Raw genomic sequence first — 16,642 nt, forward strand, 5'->3', positions numbered from 1 at the left:
CCCGTCGACTCAGCCCAGGACGTCCTGTGCGTTCGCGGCGAGGTCGCCACCCTCGGCGCCTCGAAGGCGGTCGTCGCCGATCTTCAGCCGGAGTCGGGGCCGGCCGACGTCGATCGGGACCTTCTCGGTGTCGATGAGACCCATCTCCTCGAGGCGGGTCTTCGTCCGGGAGAAAGTGGCCTTGGAGGCGATGCCGACGTCCTCGCCCCACTTGCTGATATCGTACAGTAAGGCGTCGTTTTTCGCCGCGACGAGCAGCGAGATGGTGACCTCGTCCAACCCCTCGCCGTCGCCGCGGGCGGTCTCCAACGAGTCGAGGATCGCGACGAAGTCGGCCTCGGCCTCCTCGGAGATCTCCTCGGCCAGGGTCTCCCGGACCCGCGAGATCGGCGGCGTCCGGAGGGTGAACTCCTCGGCTGCGTCCCAGCGATCGGCGTAGGCCTCGGTGGCGGCCTCGACGAACCCCTCGTCGTCGGTCGCGAGACCGCCGACGCGGTCGCCGGCGGCGACGACCGCGACCACCCGGTCGCCGGTGATCAGAAGCGAGTTCTCGGGGCTCTCGTCGAGCGTCCGGAAGGACAGCGAGCCGTCGGCGACCAGGTCGGCGGCGTTGCTCGCGACGATGAAGTCCTCCATGACGTCCTTCAGGGTCCGCTCGTCGGCGAGCAGTCGGACCGAGGGGAGTTCGCCGTCGAACTCGGTCGCGACGGCGACGAACGACTCGACGCCCTCGCGGGACGGGTTGACCATGTAGACCTCCCCGCTCGCCTCGGCGAGGACCGTAGAGAGGACCTCGTCGATCCCGCTATCGAGTAAATTTGAACTCATCTTACTGGTCAACTAAAAGTCTGCTACTTACTTAATTTTGTCGGCCGTTCGTTCGCCTCAACTTATAGTCGGGCCGCATTACCGGTAATTTTTGTCCGTTCTTTCGTCATTTCTCTCCGGTCGGAGCTATATCATCGATCTTTCGAGCTGGTTTAGGTCCGAATATCGTGATATTATCGGCTATGGGATTTGGATATATCCATCGGAATCGGTCGAGGAGCGGGCCCGTGAGTCGTGCCAACGAGGGGCTTTCATCGGTCGATCTTCGGGTGAAAGGTACACTTATGGCCGAGCCAGGATACGATTCGAACATGAACCACGACCGCGTCAGAGCCGTCGATCCGGCCGTCGCCGACGCCTTGGAGGGCGAGATCGAGCGCCAGGAGTCGAGCCTCCAGATGATCGCGAGCGAGAACCACGTCAGCCGGGCGGTGCTCGACGCCCAGAGCAGCGTGCTCACCAACAAGTACGCCGAGGGGTATCCCGGCTCCCGGTACTACGGCGGCTGCGAGTTCGCCGACGAGGTCGAGGAGTTGGCGATCGAGCGCGCGAAAGAGCTGTTCGGCGCCGACCACGTCAACGTCCAGCCCCATTCGGGGACCCAGGCCAACCAGGCGGTCTACTTCGCCATGCTCGAGCCGGGCGACAGGGTGCTCTCGCTGGATCTGACCCACGGCGGCCACCTCTCTCATGGCCACCCGGCGAACTTCACCGGCCAGCTCTACGAGGTCGAACAGTACGAGGTAGACCCCGAGACGGGCTATCTCGACTACGAGGGGCTCGCCGACCACGCCGCCGAGTTCGAGCCAGATATCGTCGTCTCGGGGTACTCCGCGTACCCCCGCGAGGTCGAGTGGGAGCGCATCCAGGAGGTCGCCGACGACGTCGGCGCCTACCACCTCGCGGACATCGCCCACATCACCGGACTCGTCGCCGCGGGCGTCCACCCCTCTCCCGTCGGTATCGCCGACTTCGTCACCGGCTCGACGCACAAGACGATCCGGTCGGGGCGGGGCGGGATCGTGCTGTGCGACGAGGAGTACGCGGACGACATCGATTCGGCGGTGTTCCCCGGCGGCCAGGGCGGCCCGCTGATGCACAACGTCGCGGGGAAGGCCGTCGGCTTCGGCGAGGCCTTAGAATCCGAGTTCGAGGAGTACGCCGAACGGACGGTCGAAAACGCCGAGGCCCTCGCCGACGGCCTCGCCGACCGCGGCTTCGAGGTCGTCTCGGGGGGGACCGACAACCACCTCGTGCTCGTCGACCTCCGGCCCTCCCACCCCGATACGACTGGCGGCGACGCAGAGGAGGCTCTCGAAGCATCGGACATCGTCCTCAACGGGAACACGGTCCCCGGCGAGACGCGCTCGGCGTTCGACCCCAGCGGGATCCGCGCGGGCACGCCCGCGCTCACCACCCGCGGGTTCGACACCGAGGACATGGAGACGGTCGCGGACCTGATCGCGCGCGTGATCGACGCGCCCGACGACGGGGACGTCCGCGAGGCGGCCCTCGAGGAGGTCGCAGAGCTCTGTGCGGAAAACCCCCTCTACGAGTAGAACTGGCATCCCTTCGGGAGAGGGGAAACGGTTATTGACGTGGTAGCTGTGATATCGGTTGACAACGACCGATGCCGACGCATTACTCACAACGACCGTACGACTTCGAGACCGGCTGCTCGGGACTCGAGTGTGTGGCCGCAAGCGCCATCGACCACACCCTCGTCTTCCTCTGGGTCGGGCTCGCCGCGCTGGCCGTCCTGGGACTCGTCTTCCTCCCCAAAGCTCGAGAGGCCTGCGAGAGCGAGCGCGAGCGAACCCGAACCGAGGCCCGGGCGTTCGACCGGTTCGCCCGCCGGATCGACCGGATCGAAACCGCCTCTCCGGAGACGACCGTCCGCGAACCCGCGGCGGGCCCACGGACCAAAACGCTCCTCCGCCCGCCCGACGCGACGGGCGACGGAATACGTGACGTCCGGGAGGCCTACCGCGAGACGGTGATGTCCGTCCCCCACTACGAGGAGGAGTACGACGAACCACTCGCCGAAAACGTCGCCGCGGAGTTCGACCCCGACGCCGCGGCCGCCCTCGCCTCCGGCGACCGCCTCACGCCCCAGGTCGAGCGCGCGCTCGTCCAGGCCGCGACCGACGCCCGCGAGGGCCGCGAAGACCTCGTCGACGCCCTCAACGCCGAGATTGCCTCCCTCGAGAGCTACGGTGAGACGCTATCGGGGCTCGAGCGCTCGCTCGACCGGCTCGACGACCGGCCCCTTCCCGGGCAGTCGTTCGACGAGCTCCGGGAGCGGTGGCGGGAGGTGGATCGGCTGCGAACGGAGCTCGGGGAGGTCCTCGCCGACCGCCAGGACGAGATCCAGTCGGGACACGCCCTCCGAGGCGGGTTCCCGGACCCATGGACGATGTACGCGTACTTCTACCAGTCGATCCCGACGACCCACCCCGTCCTGCGGGAGGGGGCGCGGGTGCTCGCCGACCTCTCGACCGCCGAGGACCGTCTCGCCCGCGCGCTGTCGCGGCGAGCGTAACGATACCCACGTTCGTGGATACAATTCCCGGGTAGCCAGGCGAGATAGGCACGGATCCGAGGTTTGAAGGGTGTCGCCGTCGCCCTCTCGACCATGACCGAGATCATCGACGGCGACGCGGTCGCCGCCTCCCTCCGGGAGGAGTTAGCCGAGTCGATCGAAGAGCTGGCGGACGCGGGCGTCCAGCCGGGGCTGGCGACGGTGTTGATGAGCGACGACCCCGCGAGCGAGACCTACGTCTCGATGAAACGCGGGGACTGCCGGGAGGTCGGCATCGAGGACTTCCATCGCGACGTCGATTCGGGAGCCGACACCGAGGAGCTGATGGCCGTCGTCGCCGAACTCAACGAGCGCGCGGACGTCCACGGGGTCCTGGTCCAGACGCCCCTCCCCGACCAGGTGGATTCCGAGCGCGCGCTCCGCAGCGTCACCCCCCTGAAGGACGTCGACGGCTTCCATCCCGAAAACGTCGGCCGGCTCGTCCGGGGCGACCCGCGCTATCGGCCCTGTACCCCCCACGGCGTCCAGAAGTTACTGGACGCCGCCGGCGTCGAGACCGAGGGCGCCGACGCCGTCGTCGTCGGGCGCTCGAACCTCGTCGGCAAGCCCCTGGCGAACCTCCTCTTGCGGAAGGCGCCCGACGGCAACGCCACCGTCACCGTCTGTCACTCCCGGACCGACGACCTCGCCGAAAAGACCCGTGGAGCCGACATCGTCGTCGCCGCCGCGGGCGTCCCCGAACTGATCGACGGCTCGATGCTTGCCGAGGGGGCGACGGTGATCGACGTCGGCTACAATCACGTCGACGGCGAGGCCGTCGGCGACGTCGCCTTCGAGAGCGCCCGCGAGACGGCGGGTGCCATCACGCCCGTCCCCGGCGGCGTCGGCCCGATGACCCGCGCGATGCTCCTCTGCAACACCGTCAAGGCCGCGAGCATCCAGTCGGGGACCGATGTCTCCCTCCCCTAAACGTCGTCGAGCGCCTCGAGACGGTCTTCTGCGCGCGCGAGCGCGACCTCGTCGCCGTCCCGGAGTGCTCTCCCCAGGTCCCGGGCCGTCTCGACGAGCCGTTCCGCAATCTGCGGGGAGACGTCGCCGTCGAGCATCCGGATCCGGGTGACGTGCTCGCCGAGCGAATCGAGGGCGCCGCGTTCGTCGGGGGCGAACTCGCGGCCCTCGAGCCAACTCCGGACGTCCCGGCGATACTCCCGGACGGCCTCGGCGTAGGCGAGCCCGCGGGCCATCGCGAGGCCGTGGGGAACCTCCGCGACGGGCGGGCGCTCGCCGCCGTCGGCGTCCCGGAGGAGCGAGACGAAGTACAGCTCCCCCTCGTCGGTCCGCTCGTGGGAGGGAGTCCGGGCGAGGACGTCGGCGACGTAGCGCAACTCGGCGGCCGCGAGATATGAATCGTCGAGATCGACCAGGTCCCCGCCACGGACGAACCCCCGGCGTCTGACGTAGGATCGGGCCTCCTCGGCCGCGCGCTCGGCGACCTCCTCAAGGGGGGCGTCGTCGATCAGCCCCCGGACCTCGGTCAGCTCGAGGGCGGCGTCGAGGTCGGTGTGTTCGGTCCGCTCGCCCGTGCCGACGCTCCGGAGGCTGCCACAGGCCGGACAGCCGACGCTGCCGGTCTCGTAGTACGACCAGCGGGTGCCACAGTCGGTGCACTCGCGTTCGCCCCGGATCTTCATGTACGGGCGTAGGCCGGACGCGGGGAAAGACCCTCCGTTCGCCGTCCGCCCTGCTCGGCGGCGAACCCATCGGCCGCTTGGCGAGGGTCGAGACGGGCCGAGACGTTCGACGGAACAGGGCCACGCTGGTTTCGGCGGACCGCGGATTCGAGCCCGACCACGGGACGTTCGTGACGAGAAAACTCTCGACCACGCGCGGGTGAGGGACTGTTCGGGGGCAAGCGACACCCCTCTTTCTACTTATGCCACCGTTTCACAACGAATATCCACTCCGTTATGAAGGTGCGGCAACTGCAGGCCCCATTGGAACCAACAGGACAGGCATAGCGGGTGAGTGTATGACCGAAGACCGATTCAGTCGACGCAGGTTCGTGACCGTCGCAGGTACCGTCGGTGCGCTGACCCTCGCGGGCTGTAGCGACGGCGGTGGTAACGGCAACGGCAACGGAAACGACACCGAAAACGAGACCGAAGAGGAGACCGAAACGGAGGAGGAAACCGAGACCGAAGAGGAGAACGATACCGGGATGGGCGAGGAGAACGACACCGGTATGAACGACACCGAGGACAACGACACCGGTCTCGGCGATGACGAGAACGACACCGGTATGAACGACACCGAAGACAACGACACCGGCATGAACGACACCGAGGACAACGACACCGGTCTCGGCAACGACTCCGGCATGAACGATACCGAGGACAACGACACCGGTCTCGGCAACGACTCCGGCATGAACGACACCGAGGACAACGACACCGGTCTCGGCAACGACTCCGGCATGAACGACACCGAGGACAACGACACCGGCCTCGGCAACGACTCCGACGAGTAACGCCCGCCGCACCCACTGCCGGTCGAGTCTCCCAATTTTCGTTTACCGGTGACTGGCCAGCCACGCGTCAGCCTGTGAGAACGGACCACACCACCCCAACCGCTTTCCTCCGATCGGTCGTAGCAGGTCACATGACCCGGAGCGATCGAACTCCTGATCGGGAAATCCCCCGGCGGTAGCGAGAGACGCACGCCCCGACCGGCTCCCGACGGCACCACGACGGCTTCCGACCGGGACTTCCTCCGGACGGTCGGCCGCCGCCGCGAGGACGGCGCCTACGTCGTCGAACGCCGCGGCACCGCGGCGGGCCACCGCAAGGTCTTCGAGTCGTTCGCCGACTGTCGGGCGTGTTTCGACGCGCTGCCGGCGACGTTCATGGCGGCCGACGTGGAGTGGCCCGGCGTCACCGGACGACGGCGCCACATGCTCGTCCACCACTTCGCCGAACACCCGGCCTTTCCCTGTCGGCTGGTCGGGCGCCAGCCCCTGTGCGCCCGGAAGCGAGAGGACCGGGACGGATGAGGGCAGTCAGCTTTTCCGGCTCCGCCGGGTAACCGGCGTATGCGAGACCAAGAGGAGATCCGCGAACAGTACGAATACCTGGCCGACCAACTCGAGAGCGAGGAGATGCGCCACGACGGCGTCCGGGAACTGTTCACCCACTACAAGCGGGCGCTGGGGTGGGTCCTCAAGGAGGAACACATGTAGACCGGTCGCGGACTCGGAGGGGGCACCGTTGGCTTCTCGGAGATTGCCGGTAGCTTTAAGTCGTTCCCCCGAATTTGGTCAGGTGACGCTTCGCTTGGAGGGCCGAAGCGTCAGCGGGGACCAATTCAGGGCGGCACGCGACCCGCGTGGCCTTTTTCACGCCCCGCGGGTCGCATTCCTGTTCGATCCACACGACCGAAAGCGACGCCCCCGCCCGGACGACACGGAACCGTATACGGCTCCGAACCCGCGCATCCGGAGTCTGTCGCTCCTCGAGTTCGTGACCGGTTCGGAACCGGCCAGGGTCGGTTCTCGGAGACGATGACACCGGTTCTCGGCTGTCTCGGAATACTTATTATAGTTCGGTAATGAGTGTGAACGAGACCTACCCAATGTACGACCTGACAGGATTCCAGCGTGACCTGCTGTACGTGATCGCGGGCGAAGGGGAGCCACACGGGCTGGCGATCAAGGAGGAACTCGAGAAGTACTACGAGAGCGAGATCCACCACGGGCGGCTCTACCCCAACTTGGACACCGTCGTCGACAAGGGGCTGGTCGAGAAAGGCCAGAAGGACCGCCGGACCAACGTCTACACGCTCACCCGTCGGGGACGTCGAGAGATCGAGGCCCGCCGGGAGTGGGAGGGCCAGTACGTCGAGGTGTAGCCGGATCCGGTGCGTCTCGGGCGGCCCCATCGGGTAACGAGCCGTTTATGACCCCCACGCTGCTACGTCGTGGGGTGAACGAGGCCGTCCCCGCCGTCGTCTTGCAGATCGCGGAAGCTCCCCTGGAGGAGTCCGTCGTCAGGATCGCGCTGGCGGGTGCCCTGGGGATGTTCCTGGGGCTCGAGCGCGAGTGGTCCCAGAAGTCCGCGGGGATCCGGACGTTCTCGCTGATCAGCTTACTGGGAGCGGTGTTCATGGTGCTCGTCCTCGAGGCCGACGCCGGCGAGAGCCTGCTCCTTCTCGGAGGGCTGTTGGTCATCGTCCAGGGAATCCTGCTGGCGGTCCAGGGGCTGTTGGACGACGACGAGGGAAGCGGCCTCTCGCTTACGACCTCGGTCTCGATGCTCGTCGCCTACGGCGTCGGCGCCCTGGTCGCCGCCGACTTCGTCATCGAGGGAGTGACCGTCGCCGTCCTCTCCTCGCTGTTGCTCGTTTTGAAACGCGAGCTCCACGAGTTCGCGTGGGGACTCACCCGCCAGGAGATGCGCTCGACGACGGAGTTCGCGATCCTCGCGTTCGTCGTCTACCCGCTGTTGCCCTCGACGTACCCCCTCGAGCTCGGCGTCACCACGATCGAGCTCGAGCCCCAGGTGATCTGGCTGATGGTCGTCGCCGTCGCCGGCATCGGGATCGTCAACTACGCGATCGTCTCGACCTACGGCGGCCGAGGGATCGCCGTCACCGGCTTCTTCGGCGGGCTCGCGTCCTCGACTGCCGTCGTGGGGACGATGCTCGATCACGTCAACCAGCGCTCGGAGGCCGCCTCCTACGCCGTCGCCGCGATCCTGCTCGCCGACGCCGCGATGGCCGTGCGCAACCTGGCGATCGCCGTCGCCTTCACCGTCGGCAGTGGCGTCTCGCCGCTCGTCGAGGCGATCGTTCCGCTGGGAGCGGTCATCGTCCTCTCCGTGCTGATCGCGGGGGTGACCGCCGACTGGTCGGAGTCGACCCCGATGGACCTCGAGAGCCCCTTCTCGCTGAAGAACGCCCTCGCGTTCGGCGCCGTCTTCCTGGTCGTCCTCGTCTTCGGCTCGGTCGCCGAGGTCTGGTTCGGCACGCTCGGCTTCTACGCGACCGCGGTGGCGAGCGGGCTCGTCTCCAGTGCCGGCGCGACGACGTCCGCGGTCGTCCTCTACCGCGGGGGCCAGCTCGCCGCGCCGGAGGCCACGGTCGCGATCCTGCTCGCGACGGTCTCGAGCATCGTCGTCAAGGCGGTGCTCACGGCGACGTCCTCGAACACCCGGTTTCGAAACCGGGTCGCGGCCTACAGCGCCGTCCTCCTGATCGGGGGCGGGCTCGCCTCGCTTCTCGTCGTGCTCTGACCACCAAGGGTTAATCCCGACGGCCCCGATTGGAGGGCATGGACCGAGAGACGACCGAGCCGCGGGTTGAGCACGTTCCCGGCGACCGGGCCAGCAAGTGGGTCGAGGCCCACCACGCCGTCGCCGCGCCGAGCACCTACGTCTACGAGTTCGTCTGGGACGCCGGGGAGCCCGCCGTCGGCCCGTTCTGTACCGACGTCGACGGCAACGTCTTGATGGACTTCACGAGCCACGTCGCCTCCGCGCCGCTGGGTTACAATCATCCCGCGATTTCCGACCGGTTCGACGAGTTCGACCTCCCCGACCCCTCGAAGATCGCCGGCCAGGACTTCTACGTCAGCCCCGGCGGCCCCGTCGACTCCCCCGACTTTCCCGGCCCCACACAGCTCATGGAACGGCTTGTCGAGATCACCGACCACTACGGCATGGATCGGGTGTTCCTCTCGAACTCCGGGGCCGAAGCCGTCGAGAACGGGATCAAGATCTGTTATGCCTCCGGGGGACATCGCGCCGTCACCTGCGAGGGGGGCTTCCACGGCCGGACGCTCGGTGCCCTCTCGCTCAACCGCTCGAAAGCCGTCCACCGGAAGGGCTACCCGGAGGTTCCCGGCGTCATGGAAATCCCCTTCCCCTCGAGCTCCGAGGAGTACGAGCGCCGGTGGAAGACCGACGGCCCCGGCGGCAACGTCCTTGCCGACAAACTCGACCCCGAGCAGGGCACCGTCGATCCCGACGAGGTCGCCTTCCTGATCGTCGAGCCGGTCCAGGGCGAGGGCGGCTACCGGCCCGCCCATCCCGCGTTCATAGAGGACCTCGCGGCCCTCCGCGAACGCTTCGGTCTCTGGATCGTCGCCGACGAGATCCAGTCGGGGCTCGGTCGCACCGGCGAACTCTGGGGGATCGACCACTACGACCTCACGCCGGACGTGATCACGAGCGCGAAGGGCCTTCGCGTGGGGGCGACGGTCTCCCGATCCGAGATCTTCCCCGACGAACAGGCCCGCCTCTCCTCGACGTGGGGCGCCGGCGATATCCTCGGGGCGATGCAGGGCGCGCTCACGATCGACGTCATCCGCGAGGAGGGGCTCCTCGAGAACGTCCGCGACCGGGGCGAGCAGTTCCGTACACGATTGGAGGAAATGGCCGACGGGCGCGAATCGGTGATCGACGTCCGCGGGCTCGGCCTCATGCTCGCCGTCGAGTTCGACACCAAGGAGCGCCGGGAGGCGGTCGTCGAGGCCGCGCTCCGAAACGGCCTGCTCACGCTGGGCTGTGGCCACAAGACCCTCCGCCTGCTTCCACCGCTCGACGTCACGGCCCGCGAGATAGCCCTCGCGAGCGACCTGCTGGCCGAGTCGATCGACGACACCGGGTAGCCGGTTCCCGCTCACCGGTCGGGAGCGTCGGGCAGGTGTGCACCCTGATGGGTCCCGGCAGTCGCCACGGGGGCTCGTTTGGCCATCGAATTATACTCGTCGGGGTCGAACATCCCATATGAGGGTGCCACACGTACACAGACTCGAGGAGTTCGGAACCCGTTCGCTCGTGACCCACGGGCTGATGGTGGTGACGTTCCTCGGCGCCGTCCTCGCGGGACTGTTCGTCGATGGCCAGTTTGGACTGGTGTCGTTCGTCGCGCTCGTCAACTTCACGGGCGGGCTCTGGGTCGCCCACTCGATCCACTCGCTGGGACACGTCCAGGGCGGCGGCGAGTACGTCGGCGTCCTGGCCGAACTGCGCGACGATGGCGATCCGGCCGAAACGGAGACCGACCGCGAGGGGTTCGACACGGGCCGGTTCGCCCGCCTGTTCACGCTCATCGCGGCCGTCACCGCGGTCTCGCTGCTGACGTCGGCACGGCTCCTGGGCGGGGCGCTCCTCGCGGCCGCAGTCGTCGGGGTCGGCACGATCGCGTTGATTACCGCGATGATCGGCTTTCTCATCTCGCTGGGGAGTTCCTACGACGCGGCACAGGCACAGGCAGCCGAAACCGTAGAGTCCGGATCCGAAACGAGGGACGCCTGAAAAACGGATCGAAAACAGTGCTCCGTCAGGGATTCGAACCCTGGTCCTTGCCGTGAGAGGGCAAGATGATTGGCCGGACTACACCAACGGAGCCTGTCCTATCGTTGCTCCGTATCGTGTTTAAGCGTTCCGTTTCGAGCCCCCAGTGGCCCGGTCTGGCACACGCTCGGACGGCCGGATCACTCCTCGAACGGGGACTTCGTCGCCTCGGGTTCGAACCCCTCGAGGCTGACGATGTTCTCGCGGCCGACCCGGAGCTTGCTCACCGTTCCCTGGTCTTCCATCTCCGAGAGCAGCATGCTGACCTTCGACTTCGACCAGCCGGTCTCCTCGACGATGTTGACCTGTTTCATCCGACCGCCGTTCTCCCGGATCAGCCGGACGACCCGGTCCTCGTCGGTCATCAGCTCGGACTCGGGGATCGGGTCGGGCTCACCGGGGGCCGCGCCGGCACCCTCGGCCGCCGTGGTGGTCCCCGCGCCGTTGGTGGCCGGCTCCCCGCTCGGTTCGGGGGTGTCCGTCCCTCTTCGCTCTTCGGCGGCCCCCTCCGACGACCGATACCAGGCGAGGGCGACGACGGCTCCGATCCCGAGGGCGACCAGCAAGCCGCCCGCGACCAGCCATGTCGATCCCTCTACGGGTGTGAGAAGGCCCTCGGTGCCCTCGTTGGCTCCGGCCGCGGCCTCGTCGGGATCCTCGAGGACCGCGTAGGGCCGGCCGTCGAGGAACTCGTGTTCGCCGGACCAGGTCACCGACGAGGCCGCCTCCAGGGAGGTGCCCGGATACTCGGGTTCGGGTCGGGCCTCGCGGAACTCGAGGTCCTCGCCGGCGACGAGCTCGAGGGACTGGCTCTCGCCGATGTAGAGCCCGCCGTCGAAGACGTCGCCGACGACGACGGTGCCGTCGTCCTCGACCTCGGCGAAGTTCGTCCAGGTAAAGCGCATTTCGACGACGCCCATCGGACCGGGACGGTACTCGACGTCGGCCGAGCGATTGAAGTTCCGGCTCTCCATCTCGCGGTCGGTCTGCTCGCTCCCGGTGCCGATCAGCGCCCCCGCCTGTTCGGTAAAGCGGGTGTACAGCGGGCTCTCCTCGTCCTCCTCGAAGTTCTCGGCGAACGACTTGAACTCCTCGACCTCTTGGTTGTCGAGCTGGCGTTCGTGGCGGTGGGTCCAGGTCACCGTCCCGTTCTCGTAGACGACGACCTCGAACCGAGTCGTATCGAACTCGTCGGGGGCGACGACGGTCGCCGGCCGTTCGACCGCGGTGTCGCTCTCGAGGGGTCCGGTAGCTGACTCCGAAACCGCCGAATCGTCGGATCCCGAACTGGTTTGGCCGGGGCCATCCGCGACGACGAGACCACACGCGCCGAGGACGACGACGGCGACGACGAGCGCAACGGCGGCCGACCGGGACATTCGTCCTACAGTACGTCCCGTAGCTAAAAGAGCTTGTGAATCCGGGGTCCTGATAGAACCCGACACGCACAAACGGCCGGTCGCCGAAGACCGAACATGATCGCGAACCTCGCGGACGGCGTCGGTACCTTTACGAGCAACGCCTTCCTGGTCGCCGGCGACCGCCCGACGCTGGTCGATACCGGCGCGAACTTCGACGCCGTCGCCGCCGTCGAAGAGCGCGGGATCGAGCCCGAACGGATCGTGCTGACCCACACCCACCCCGACCACGTCGGCAATCTGGGGGCACTCCGGGAGGCGTTCGACCCCGAGGTCCTCGCCTACGACCCCGACGCGGGGGACGGAGAACTCGACGACGGCGAGGCCCTCGCCATCGGCGACCACGACTACGAGGTCCTCTACACGCCGGGCCACAAGGACGACCACGTCTGTCTGTATGCCCCCGAGCCGGGGATCTGCTTCGCGGGCGATCTCGTCTTCGAGCGCGGGTTCGGCCGGACGGACCTCCCCGAGGGCGACCGGGCGACGCTCGTCGAGAGCATCGACCGCCTCGCCGACCGCGTCGGCCCCGACCTCCGGGAACTCCACCCCGGACACGGCCCGAGCGTGACCGACGATCCCTCCGGGACGATCGAACTCGCCGGGCGGATGGCCCGCCAGTAGCTCCCCGGCTACCGCTCCTCGACGACTTCGAGAAGGGCATCGTACGCCCGTTCATAGCTCCCCGCGACCCGCTCCGGATCGGCCCGCTCGCGAGAGGAAAGTGCCGGGAGCCGCCGGCTCCCGACGGGGTCGATGTAGTCGACGACGTCCCCGACCCGCCGTTCCATCCGCCCCTCTCCCGGGGCGGAAGTCGCCACCTCGCAGGCCCGCAGGTAGCGGTCGCCCCGATAGAGCCGGACCCGACCCGGCTCGACGGCGGCCACCGCGGCTGGCTCACAATCGAGGGGTAGGGCGACCTCGCCGTAGGACTCGACGACAGCGAACTCCGCCGACCGGACCTCGCGGGCGAGTTCGTCGAACAGCGGGAGATACCGCGCCTCGGTCAGCTCGTTCAACTCTCGAACGGAGTCGACCCGGGGGGCGTCCTCGAGGGCCAGGGCCTCGGCGACCCGATCGGGGACCGACGCCTCGGCGTTGACGACGAACCGATCGCCGACGCGGTCGACGACGAACTCGCGGTCGCTCCGGCCGAGCAGCCCCGATCCGCCCGCCGGCGCGGGCCGCCACAGCCGGTGGATCGGGTTCAGTTCCTCGGGGGTTCGATCGCCCCTCTCGGCGTCGGCGAGAGCGGCGGCGTCCTTCCCGTGGAGGCGGCCCTCCGCGAGCGAAGCGAGACAGTCGTCGTGGTCGAACCAGTAGTCGTTTCCCGCTCGGGGTTTGTACCCCCGCCCGCCGGTCCGGGCGAGCAGGCCGGTCGAAAACGTCGTCTTCCCCGCGTCGACCCGATCGGCGCCGACGACGAGGACCGTCGCCGTCATTCTTCGCCGTCGCGGAGCCCGTAGTAGCCGGGTTCGTCGTCGCTTCTCGGCTCGGCGACGGCCAGGTCGTCGGCGTTGACCATCACCCACGGGATCGCCCAGTCGAGCAGGACCTCCTCGGTCTCGACTTCGATCTCGGCGTCGGGATCTAACCCCTGGAGGAGTCGGGCGATCTCGTAGACCGAGTACAGCTCGTCGGGCTCTAAGAGGTCCGCGGGATCGTAGAACTCGCAGGGAACGATCTCGTCGAACTCGGATCTGGCGACTGGCATGAGGAGGCCTACTCCGTCGAGCGGAAAAACCGTGTGGATCGCGGGAGCCGCGCCTCGCCGGTGGCGTCGAAAGAAATCGGGGATGTAGCGACCGGGTCGTCGTCTACTCGAAGTGATCCAGGCAGGTCTGGTACTCCTCTGCGACCGAGTCCCAGTTGACGACCTCGAAGAAGCCCGAAACGAAGTCGCCGCGGTCGGGACCGTAGTCGTAGTAGTAGGAGTGTTCCCAGACGTCCAGTGCCAGGATCGGATGGGAGCCCCAGAGCGCGCCCTGGTCGTGTTTGTCGACCTTGACGTTGCGAAGCTGCTTCGAAACGGGGTCGTAGACCAGCAGCGCCCAGCCGCCGGCGGCGCTGGCGGCGGCCTCGAACTCGCCTTTCCAGCCCTCGTAGGAGCCGAAGTCCTCCTCGATGCGGTCGGCCAGCTCGCCCTCGGGTTCGCCGCCGCCGTCGGGGGACATGTTCTCCCAGAACAGCGTGTGGAGGTAGTGTCCACAGCCGTTGTGGGTGACGTTCCCCAGCGCGCCGGCCGTCGAGCCGTAGTCGCCGGACTCGCGGTTCTCGGCCAGGGTCTCCTCGGCGCTGTTCAACCCGTTCACGTACCCCTGATGGTGGGTATCGTGATGCCAGGTGACGACCTGTTCGGAGATCGACGGTTCGAGCGCGTCGTAATCGTACGGCAGCTCCGGAAGTTCGTGTTCAGTCATTGTGTGACACCTCTAGGCCTACTATCACTGTCTCAGGTGTTAAAGGTTGAGGAGTACGATGATAGCATTTCCCATAGAAGCCCGCCTTCCCGCGGTCAACCCGCCTCGAGTCCGCGCGGCCCACTCGCCGATCACCCCGCCCCGCGCTCGTCGCGGACCGTTCGTTCGAGGCGATCGAGACCTTCCTCCAACCGATCGATCCCCGCCGCGAAGCTCAGCCGAAGGTGGCCCTCGCCGCCCGCCCCGAAGGCGGTCCCCGGCGCGGTGACGACGCCGTACTCCTCCAAGAGCCGGTCGGCGACGGCCTGACTTTCGCCCTCCAAGTCGCTCACGTCGAGGAAGGCGTAGAACGCGCCCTCTGGCGGGGCGAGCGAGACTCCCGGGATCTCGTCGACCCGATCGCAGACCAGGTCCCGGCGGCGCGCGAACGCCCGCGCCATCTCCTCGATCGGCTCCTCGGGACCCGTCAGTGCGGCGATCGCGGCGTACTGGGCCGGCGCGTTCGTCGAGGAGGTGGTGTGTTCCCGGAGTCCCGTCATCGCGCCCACGACGTCCCCGGACCCGACGAGCCAGCCGACCCGCCAGCCGGTCATCGCGTACCGCTTCGAACACGAGTCGACCGTGAGCAGCCATTGTCGGAGGTCGTCGTCGGCGATCGCCGCGGCCGGCGGCGGGACGTCGGTGTAGGTCAGCCCTCGATACACTTCGTCGGCGATCACGAACGCCGAGTGGTCGGCCGCAGCCTCCAGAACTCGCCGGATCCCCTCCGCTCCGAACGTCCGCCCCGTCGGGTTCGCGGGCGAGGTGAGTATCACTGCTGCGGTCTCCGGCCCGATCGCTGCGACGATCCGGTCGGGATCGGGCGAAAACCCCTCCGCGGCGGGCATCGGAACCTCGATCGGCTCCGCGCCCGCCATCCTCGCCTGCGAGATCGGGTTCGGCCAGGCCGGCGTCGGGACCACGACTTCGTCGCCCGGATCACAGACCGTCTCGAGCGCGAGGTGGAAGGCCTCGACGCCGCCGTTCGTGACGATCACCTCGGTTGCGGGGTCGGGCCGGGGCTCCCGCGAGTCGGCGATCGCTTCCCGGAGTTCGAACAGGCCGGCGTTCGCGGTGTAGTTCGTCCGGCCCGCCCTGGCGGCCTCGTCGGCCGCCCGGACGACGTGGGCGGGGGTGTCGAAGTCGGGTTCGCCGAGTTCGAGGTGGACGAGGTCCCGGTCGTCCTCGCTCTCGAGTCGGGCGGCCCGGTCGAACATCGCGCGGATCCGCTGGGGGCCGATGGCGGCGGCCCGCGCGGAGATCCGGTCTCCCGACGACCCGTGGCTCATAGCGACGCCGACGGGCGGGGTCGCCAAAGAGGTTGGCAACCGGCAGGATTATTCCGAACGGGCCCCGACCCCCGGCGATGGCAGAGGAGCGGGAACCGACGTTCTACGCCGCCCTCGCGTTGAGCCTCGTCTCCTCGCTCGCCTGGCTCGCGGCCCCGGTGCTCGCTCTCTACACCCTCTACGTCGCCGCGACCGGCGGCGCGATCGGCGACCCCGCGTTCGCCACCGTCGCCGCGCTCTCGACCGGGATCGTCTTCGCACGCCTCGAGCGACGATACCAGCCCGAGGGGTTTCGGGACTAGCGCGAGCGGGCGAGGGTGACCGAGACGGGCGCCTCGCGGACGACCTCCTCGGCGACGCTGCCGGTCAGGATCCGCGAGAGCCCCGACCGGCCGTGACTGCCCATGACGATCTGATCCATCGACTCCGCGTCGGCGTATTCGACGATCGTTTCGGCGGGATCGCCGGCCCGGACGTCCGTGGTGACCGTCGCCTCGTAGACCTCCGCGCGGCTGCGGACCTCCTCGAAGATCTCCGAGGCGCGATCGGCCTCCTCTTCGGGGATCTCGGCACGGTCTCCCTCCATCGGGCCCAACCCGTTCGCGTCCGCGACGTAGAGGGCCGTAATCGCAGAGCCCGGGTGGACCTCAAGGGCGTGAGTGAGCGCGACCGTCGATGGCTTCGATCCGTCGAAGGGAACGAGTATCCGCTGATCCATGGGGGGGTGGTGGCGGCCGGGACGCTAATACGCTCGGCT

Annotated in this window: 20 protein-coding genes and 1 tRNA gene; 12 read left to right on the top strand and 9 right to left on the bottom strand. The window is 68.0% G+C overall.

The features are described from left to right. Positions 1 to 9: 9 nt before the first annotated feature. Positions 10 to 828: a transcriptional regulator TbsP gene (gene tbsP, locus DVH23_RS01740; protein WP_114575705.1), complete on the bottom strand. Its 819-nt coding sequence runs from the start codon at positions 826 to 828 to the stop codon at positions 10 to 12. A gap of 311 nt (positions 829 to 1,139) precedes the next feature. On the opposite strand from tbsP, the gene glyA reads away from it, so the two are divergent. The 3 genes from glyA (at position 1,140) to DVH23_RS01755 (ending at position 4,339) form a co-directional block, all read left to right on the top strand. Further along, positions 1,140 to 2,387 carry a serine hydroxymethyltransferase gene (gene glyA / locus DVH23_RS01745; RefSeq protein ID WP_114575890.1) on the top strand — a complete coding sequence of 416 codons (1,248 nt, stop codon included), beginning with the start codon at positions 1,140 to 1,142 and terminating at the stop codon, positions 2,385 to 2,387. A gap of 71 nt (positions 2,388 to 2,458) precedes the next feature. Next, the gene (locus DVH23_RS01750; RefSeq protein WP_114575706.1) at positions 2,459 to 3,370 is read left to right on the top strand and encodes a hypothetical protein; all 912 of its coding nucleotides are present in this window, start codon (positions 2,459 to 2,461) and stop codon (positions 3,368 to 3,370) included. A 93-nt stretch (positions 3,371 to 3,463) separates the two neighbouring features. Next, positions 3,464 to 4,339 (top strand): tetrahydrofolate dehydrogenase/cyclohydrolase catalytic domain-containing protein, encoded by an 876-nt coding sequence (locus tag DVH23_RS01755; protein ID WP_114575707.1) that lies wholly within the window; start codon positions 3,464 to 3,466, stop codon positions 4,337 to 4,339. Here the strand turns inward: DVH23_RS01755 and DVH23_RS01760 are convergent. Next, complete coding sequence (locus tag DVH23_RS01760) at positions 4,336 to 5,061, bottom strand: TFIIB-type zinc ribbon-containing protein (RefSeq protein ID WP_114575708.1); 726 nt, start codon at positions 5,059 to 5,061, stop codon at positions 4,336 to 4,338. The two genes, DVH23_RS01755 and DVH23_RS01760, sit on opposite strands and share 4 nt — an antisense overlap. A gap of 338 nt (positions 5,062 to 5,399) precedes the next feature. On the opposite strand from DVH23_RS01760, the gene DVH23_RS01765 reads away from it, so the two are divergent. From DVH23_RS01765 to DVH23_RS01790, 7 genes are all read left to right on the top strand, one after another. Next, complete coding sequence (locus DVH23_RS01765) at positions 5,400 to 5,897, top strand: hypothetical protein (RefSeq protein ID WP_157972300.1); 498 nt, start codon at positions 5,400 to 5,402, stop codon at positions 5,895 to 5,897. A gap of 375 nt (positions 5,898 to 6,272) precedes the next feature. Then, positions 6,273 to 6,419, top strand: a complete 147-nt coding sequence (locus DVH23_RS24060) for a hypothetical protein (protein WP_198667806.1) — start codon at positions 6,273 to 6,275, stop codon at positions 6,417 to 6,419. A 39-nt stretch (positions 6,420 to 6,458) separates the two neighbouring features. Continuing rightward, positions 6,459 to 6,605 (top strand): hypothetical protein, encoded by a 147-nt coding sequence (locus DVH23_RS24065; protein WP_198667807.1) that lies wholly within the window; start codon positions 6,459 to 6,461, stop codon positions 6,603 to 6,605. 392 nt (positions 6,606 to 6,997) lie between these two features. Continuing rightward, complete coding sequence (locus DVH23_RS01775) at positions 6,998 to 7,273, top strand: PadR family transcriptional regulator (RefSeq protein ID WP_114575891.1); 276 nt, start codon at positions 6,998 to 7,000, stop codon at positions 7,271 to 7,273. A 47-nt stretch (positions 7,274 to 7,320) separates the two neighbouring features. Then, a complete protein-coding gene (locus DVH23_RS01780; protein WP_114575710.1) occupies positions 7,321 to 8,655 on the top strand; it encodes an MgtC/SapB family protein in 1,335 nt (444 codons plus the stop codon). A gap of 38 nt (positions 8,656 to 8,693) precedes the next feature. Beyond that, complete coding sequence (locus DVH23_RS01785) at positions 8,694 to 10,031, top strand: aminotransferase class III-fold pyridoxal phosphate-dependent enzyme (protein WP_114575711.1); 1,338 nt, start codon at positions 8,694 to 8,696, stop codon at positions 10,029 to 10,031. 118 nt (positions 10,032 to 10,149) lie between these two features. Continuing rightward, a complete protein-coding gene (locus tag DVH23_RS01790; RefSeq protein WP_114575712.1) occupies positions 10,150 to 10,680 on the top strand; it encodes a hypothetical protein in 531 nt (176 codons plus the stop codon). Positions 10,681 to 10,698: 18 nt separating this feature from the next. On the opposite strand, the gene DVH23_RS01795 is transcribed toward DVH23_RS01790, so the two are convergent. Then, positions 10,699 to 10,773, bottom strand: a tRNA-Glu gene (locus tag DVH23_RS01795). 86 nt (positions 10,774 to 10,859) lie between these two features. Next, positions 10,860 to 12,098 carry a helix-turn-helix domain-containing protein gene (locus DVH23_RS01800; protein ID WP_114575713.1) on the bottom strand — a complete coding sequence of 413 codons (1,239 nt, stop codon included), beginning with the start codon at positions 12,096 to 12,098 and terminating at the stop codon, positions 10,860 to 10,862. A gap of 96 nt (positions 12,099 to 12,194) precedes the next feature. Here DVH23_RS01800 and DVH23_RS01805 point away from each other — a divergent pair, with 96 nt between their 5' ends. Then, complete coding sequence (locus DVH23_RS01805; RefSeq protein WP_114575714.1) at positions 12,195 to 12,761, top strand: MBL fold metallo-hydrolase; 567 nt, start codon at positions 12,195 to 12,197, stop codon at positions 12,759 to 12,761. Positions 12,762 to 12,769: 8 nt separating this feature from the next. On the opposite strand, the gene DVH23_RS01810 is transcribed toward DVH23_RS01805, so the two are convergent. The 4 genes from DVH23_RS01810 to DVH23_RS01825 form a co-directional block, all read right to left on the bottom strand. Next, complete coding sequence (locus tag DVH23_RS01810) at positions 12,770 to 13,579, bottom strand: ATPase (protein ID WP_114575715.1); 810 nt, start codon at positions 13,577 to 13,579, stop codon at positions 12,770 to 12,772. Then, complete coding sequence (locus DVH23_RS01815) at positions 13,576 to 13,851, bottom strand: DUF5827 family protein (RefSeq protein WP_114575716.1); 276 nt, start codon at positions 13,849 to 13,851, stop codon at positions 13,576 to 13,578. The genes DVH23_RS01810 and DVH23_RS01815 overlap by 4 nt, the downstream gene beginning before the upstream one ends. 103 nt (positions 13,852 to 13,954) lie before the next feature. Next, on the bottom strand, positions 13,955 to 14,557 hold the full coding sequence (gene sod / locus DVH23_RS01820; RefSeq protein ID WP_114575717.1) for a superoxide dismutase: 603 nt from the start codon (positions 14,555 to 14,557) through the stop codon (positions 13,955 to 13,957). Between the two features lie 131 nt (positions 14,558 to 14,688). Beyond that, complete coding sequence (locus DVH23_RS01825; protein WP_114575718.1) at positions 14,689 to 15,885, bottom strand: pyridoxal phosphate-dependent aminotransferase; 1,197 nt, start codon at positions 15,883 to 15,885, stop codon at positions 14,689 to 14,691. A 77-nt stretch (positions 15,886 to 15,962) separates the two neighbouring features. Between DVH23_RS01825 and DVH23_RS01830 the strand changes: the two genes are divergently transcribed. Further along, on the top strand, positions 15,963 to 16,187 hold the full coding sequence (locus tag DVH23_RS01830) for a hypothetical protein (protein WP_114575719.1): 225 nt from the start codon (positions 15,963 to 15,965) through the stop codon (positions 16,185 to 16,187). Here the strand turns inward: DVH23_RS01830 and DVH23_RS01835 are convergent. Next, positions 16,184 to 16,603: a universal stress protein gene (locus DVH23_RS01835; RefSeq protein ID WP_114575720.1), complete on the bottom strand. Its 420-nt coding sequence runs from the start codon at positions 16,601 to 16,603 to the stop codon at positions 16,184 to 16,186. The genes DVH23_RS01830 and DVH23_RS01835 overlap by 4 nt on opposite strands. Positions 16,604 to 16,642: the final 39 nt, after the last annotated feature.

Source organism: Saliphagus sp. LR7, from assembly GCF_003344565.1.
Classification (GTDB): Archaea; Halobacteriota; Halobacteria; order Halobacteriales; family Natrialbaceae; genus Saliphagus; species Saliphagus infecundisoli.

Coding starts and splice junctions, on each gene's coding strand:
- DVH23_RS01790 (WP_114575712.1), top strand. CDS start 10,150: ATGAGGGTGCCACACGTACACAGACTCGAGGAGTTCGGAACCCGTTCG.
- DVH23_RS01755 (WP_114575707.1), top strand. CDS start 3,464: ATGACCGAGATCATCGACGGCGACGCGGTCGCCGCCTCCCTCCGGGAG.
- DVH23_RS01750 (WP_114575706.1), top strand. CDS start 2,459: ATGCCGACGCATTACTCACAACGACCGTACGACTTCGAGACCGGCTGC.
- DVH23_RS01785 (WP_114575711.1), top strand. CDS start 8,694: ATGGACCGAGAGACGACCGAGCCGCGGGTTGAGCACGTTCCCGGCGAC.
- DVH23_RS01825 (WP_114575718.1), bottom strand. CDS start 15,885: ATGAGCCACGGGTCGTCGGGAGACCGGATCTCCGCGCGGGCCGCCGCC.
- DVH23_RS01775 (WP_114575891.1), top strand. CDS start 6,998: ATGTACGACCTGACAGGATTCCAGCGTGACCTGCTGTACGTGATCGCG.
- DVH23_RS01835 (WP_114575720.1), bottom strand. CDS start 16,603: ATGGATCAGCGGATACTCGTTCCCTTCGACGGATCGAAGCCATCGACG.
- glyA (WP_114575890.1), top strand. CDS start 1,140: ATGAACCACGACCGCGTCAGAGCCGTCGATCCGGCCGTCGCCGACGCC.
- DVH23_RS24060 (WP_198667806.1), top strand. CDS start 6,273: ATGGCGGCCGACGTGGAGTGGCCCGGCGTCACCGGACGACGGCGCCAC.
- DVH23_RS01810 (WP_114575715.1), bottom strand. CDS start 13,579: ATGACGGCGACGGTCCTCGTCGTCGGCGCCGATCGGGTCGACGCGGGG.
- DVH23_RS01815 (WP_114575716.1), bottom strand. CDS start 13,851: ATGCCAGTCGCCAGATCCGAGTTCGACGAGATCGTTCCCTGCGAGTTC.
- DVH23_RS01805 (WP_114575714.1), top strand. CDS start 12,195: ATGATCGCGAACCTCGCGGACGGCGTCGGTACCTTTACGAGCAACGCC.
- DVH23_RS01765 (WP_157972300.1), top strand. CDS start 5,400: ATGACCGAAGACCGATTCAGTCGACGCAGGTTCGTGACCGTCGCAGGT.
- tbsP (WP_114575705.1), bottom strand. CDS start 828: ATGAGTTCAAATTTACTCGATAGCGGGATCGACGAGGTCCTCTCTACG.
- DVH23_RS01830 (WP_114575719.1), top strand. CDS start 15,963: ATGGCAGAGGAGCGGGAACCGACGTTCTACGCCGCCCTCGCGTTGAGC.
- sod (WP_114575717.1), bottom strand. CDS start 14,557: ATGACTGAACACGAACTTCCGGAGCTGCCGTACGATTACGACGCGCTC.
- DVH23_RS01760 (WP_114575708.1), bottom strand. CDS start 5,061: ATGAAGATCCGGGGCGAACGCGAGTGCACCGACTGTGGCACCCGCTGG.
- DVH23_RS01780 (WP_114575710.1), top strand. CDS start 7,321: ATGACCCCCACGCTGCTACGTCGTGGGGTGAACGAGGCCGTCCCCGCC.
- DVH23_RS24065 (WP_198667807.1), top strand. CDS start 6,459: ATGCGAGACCAAGAGGAGATCCGCGAACAGTACGAATACCTGGCCGAC.
- DVH23_RS01800 (WP_114575713.1), bottom strand. CDS start 12,098: ATGTCCCGGTCGGCCGCCGTTGCGCTCGTCGTCGCCGTCGTCGTCCTC.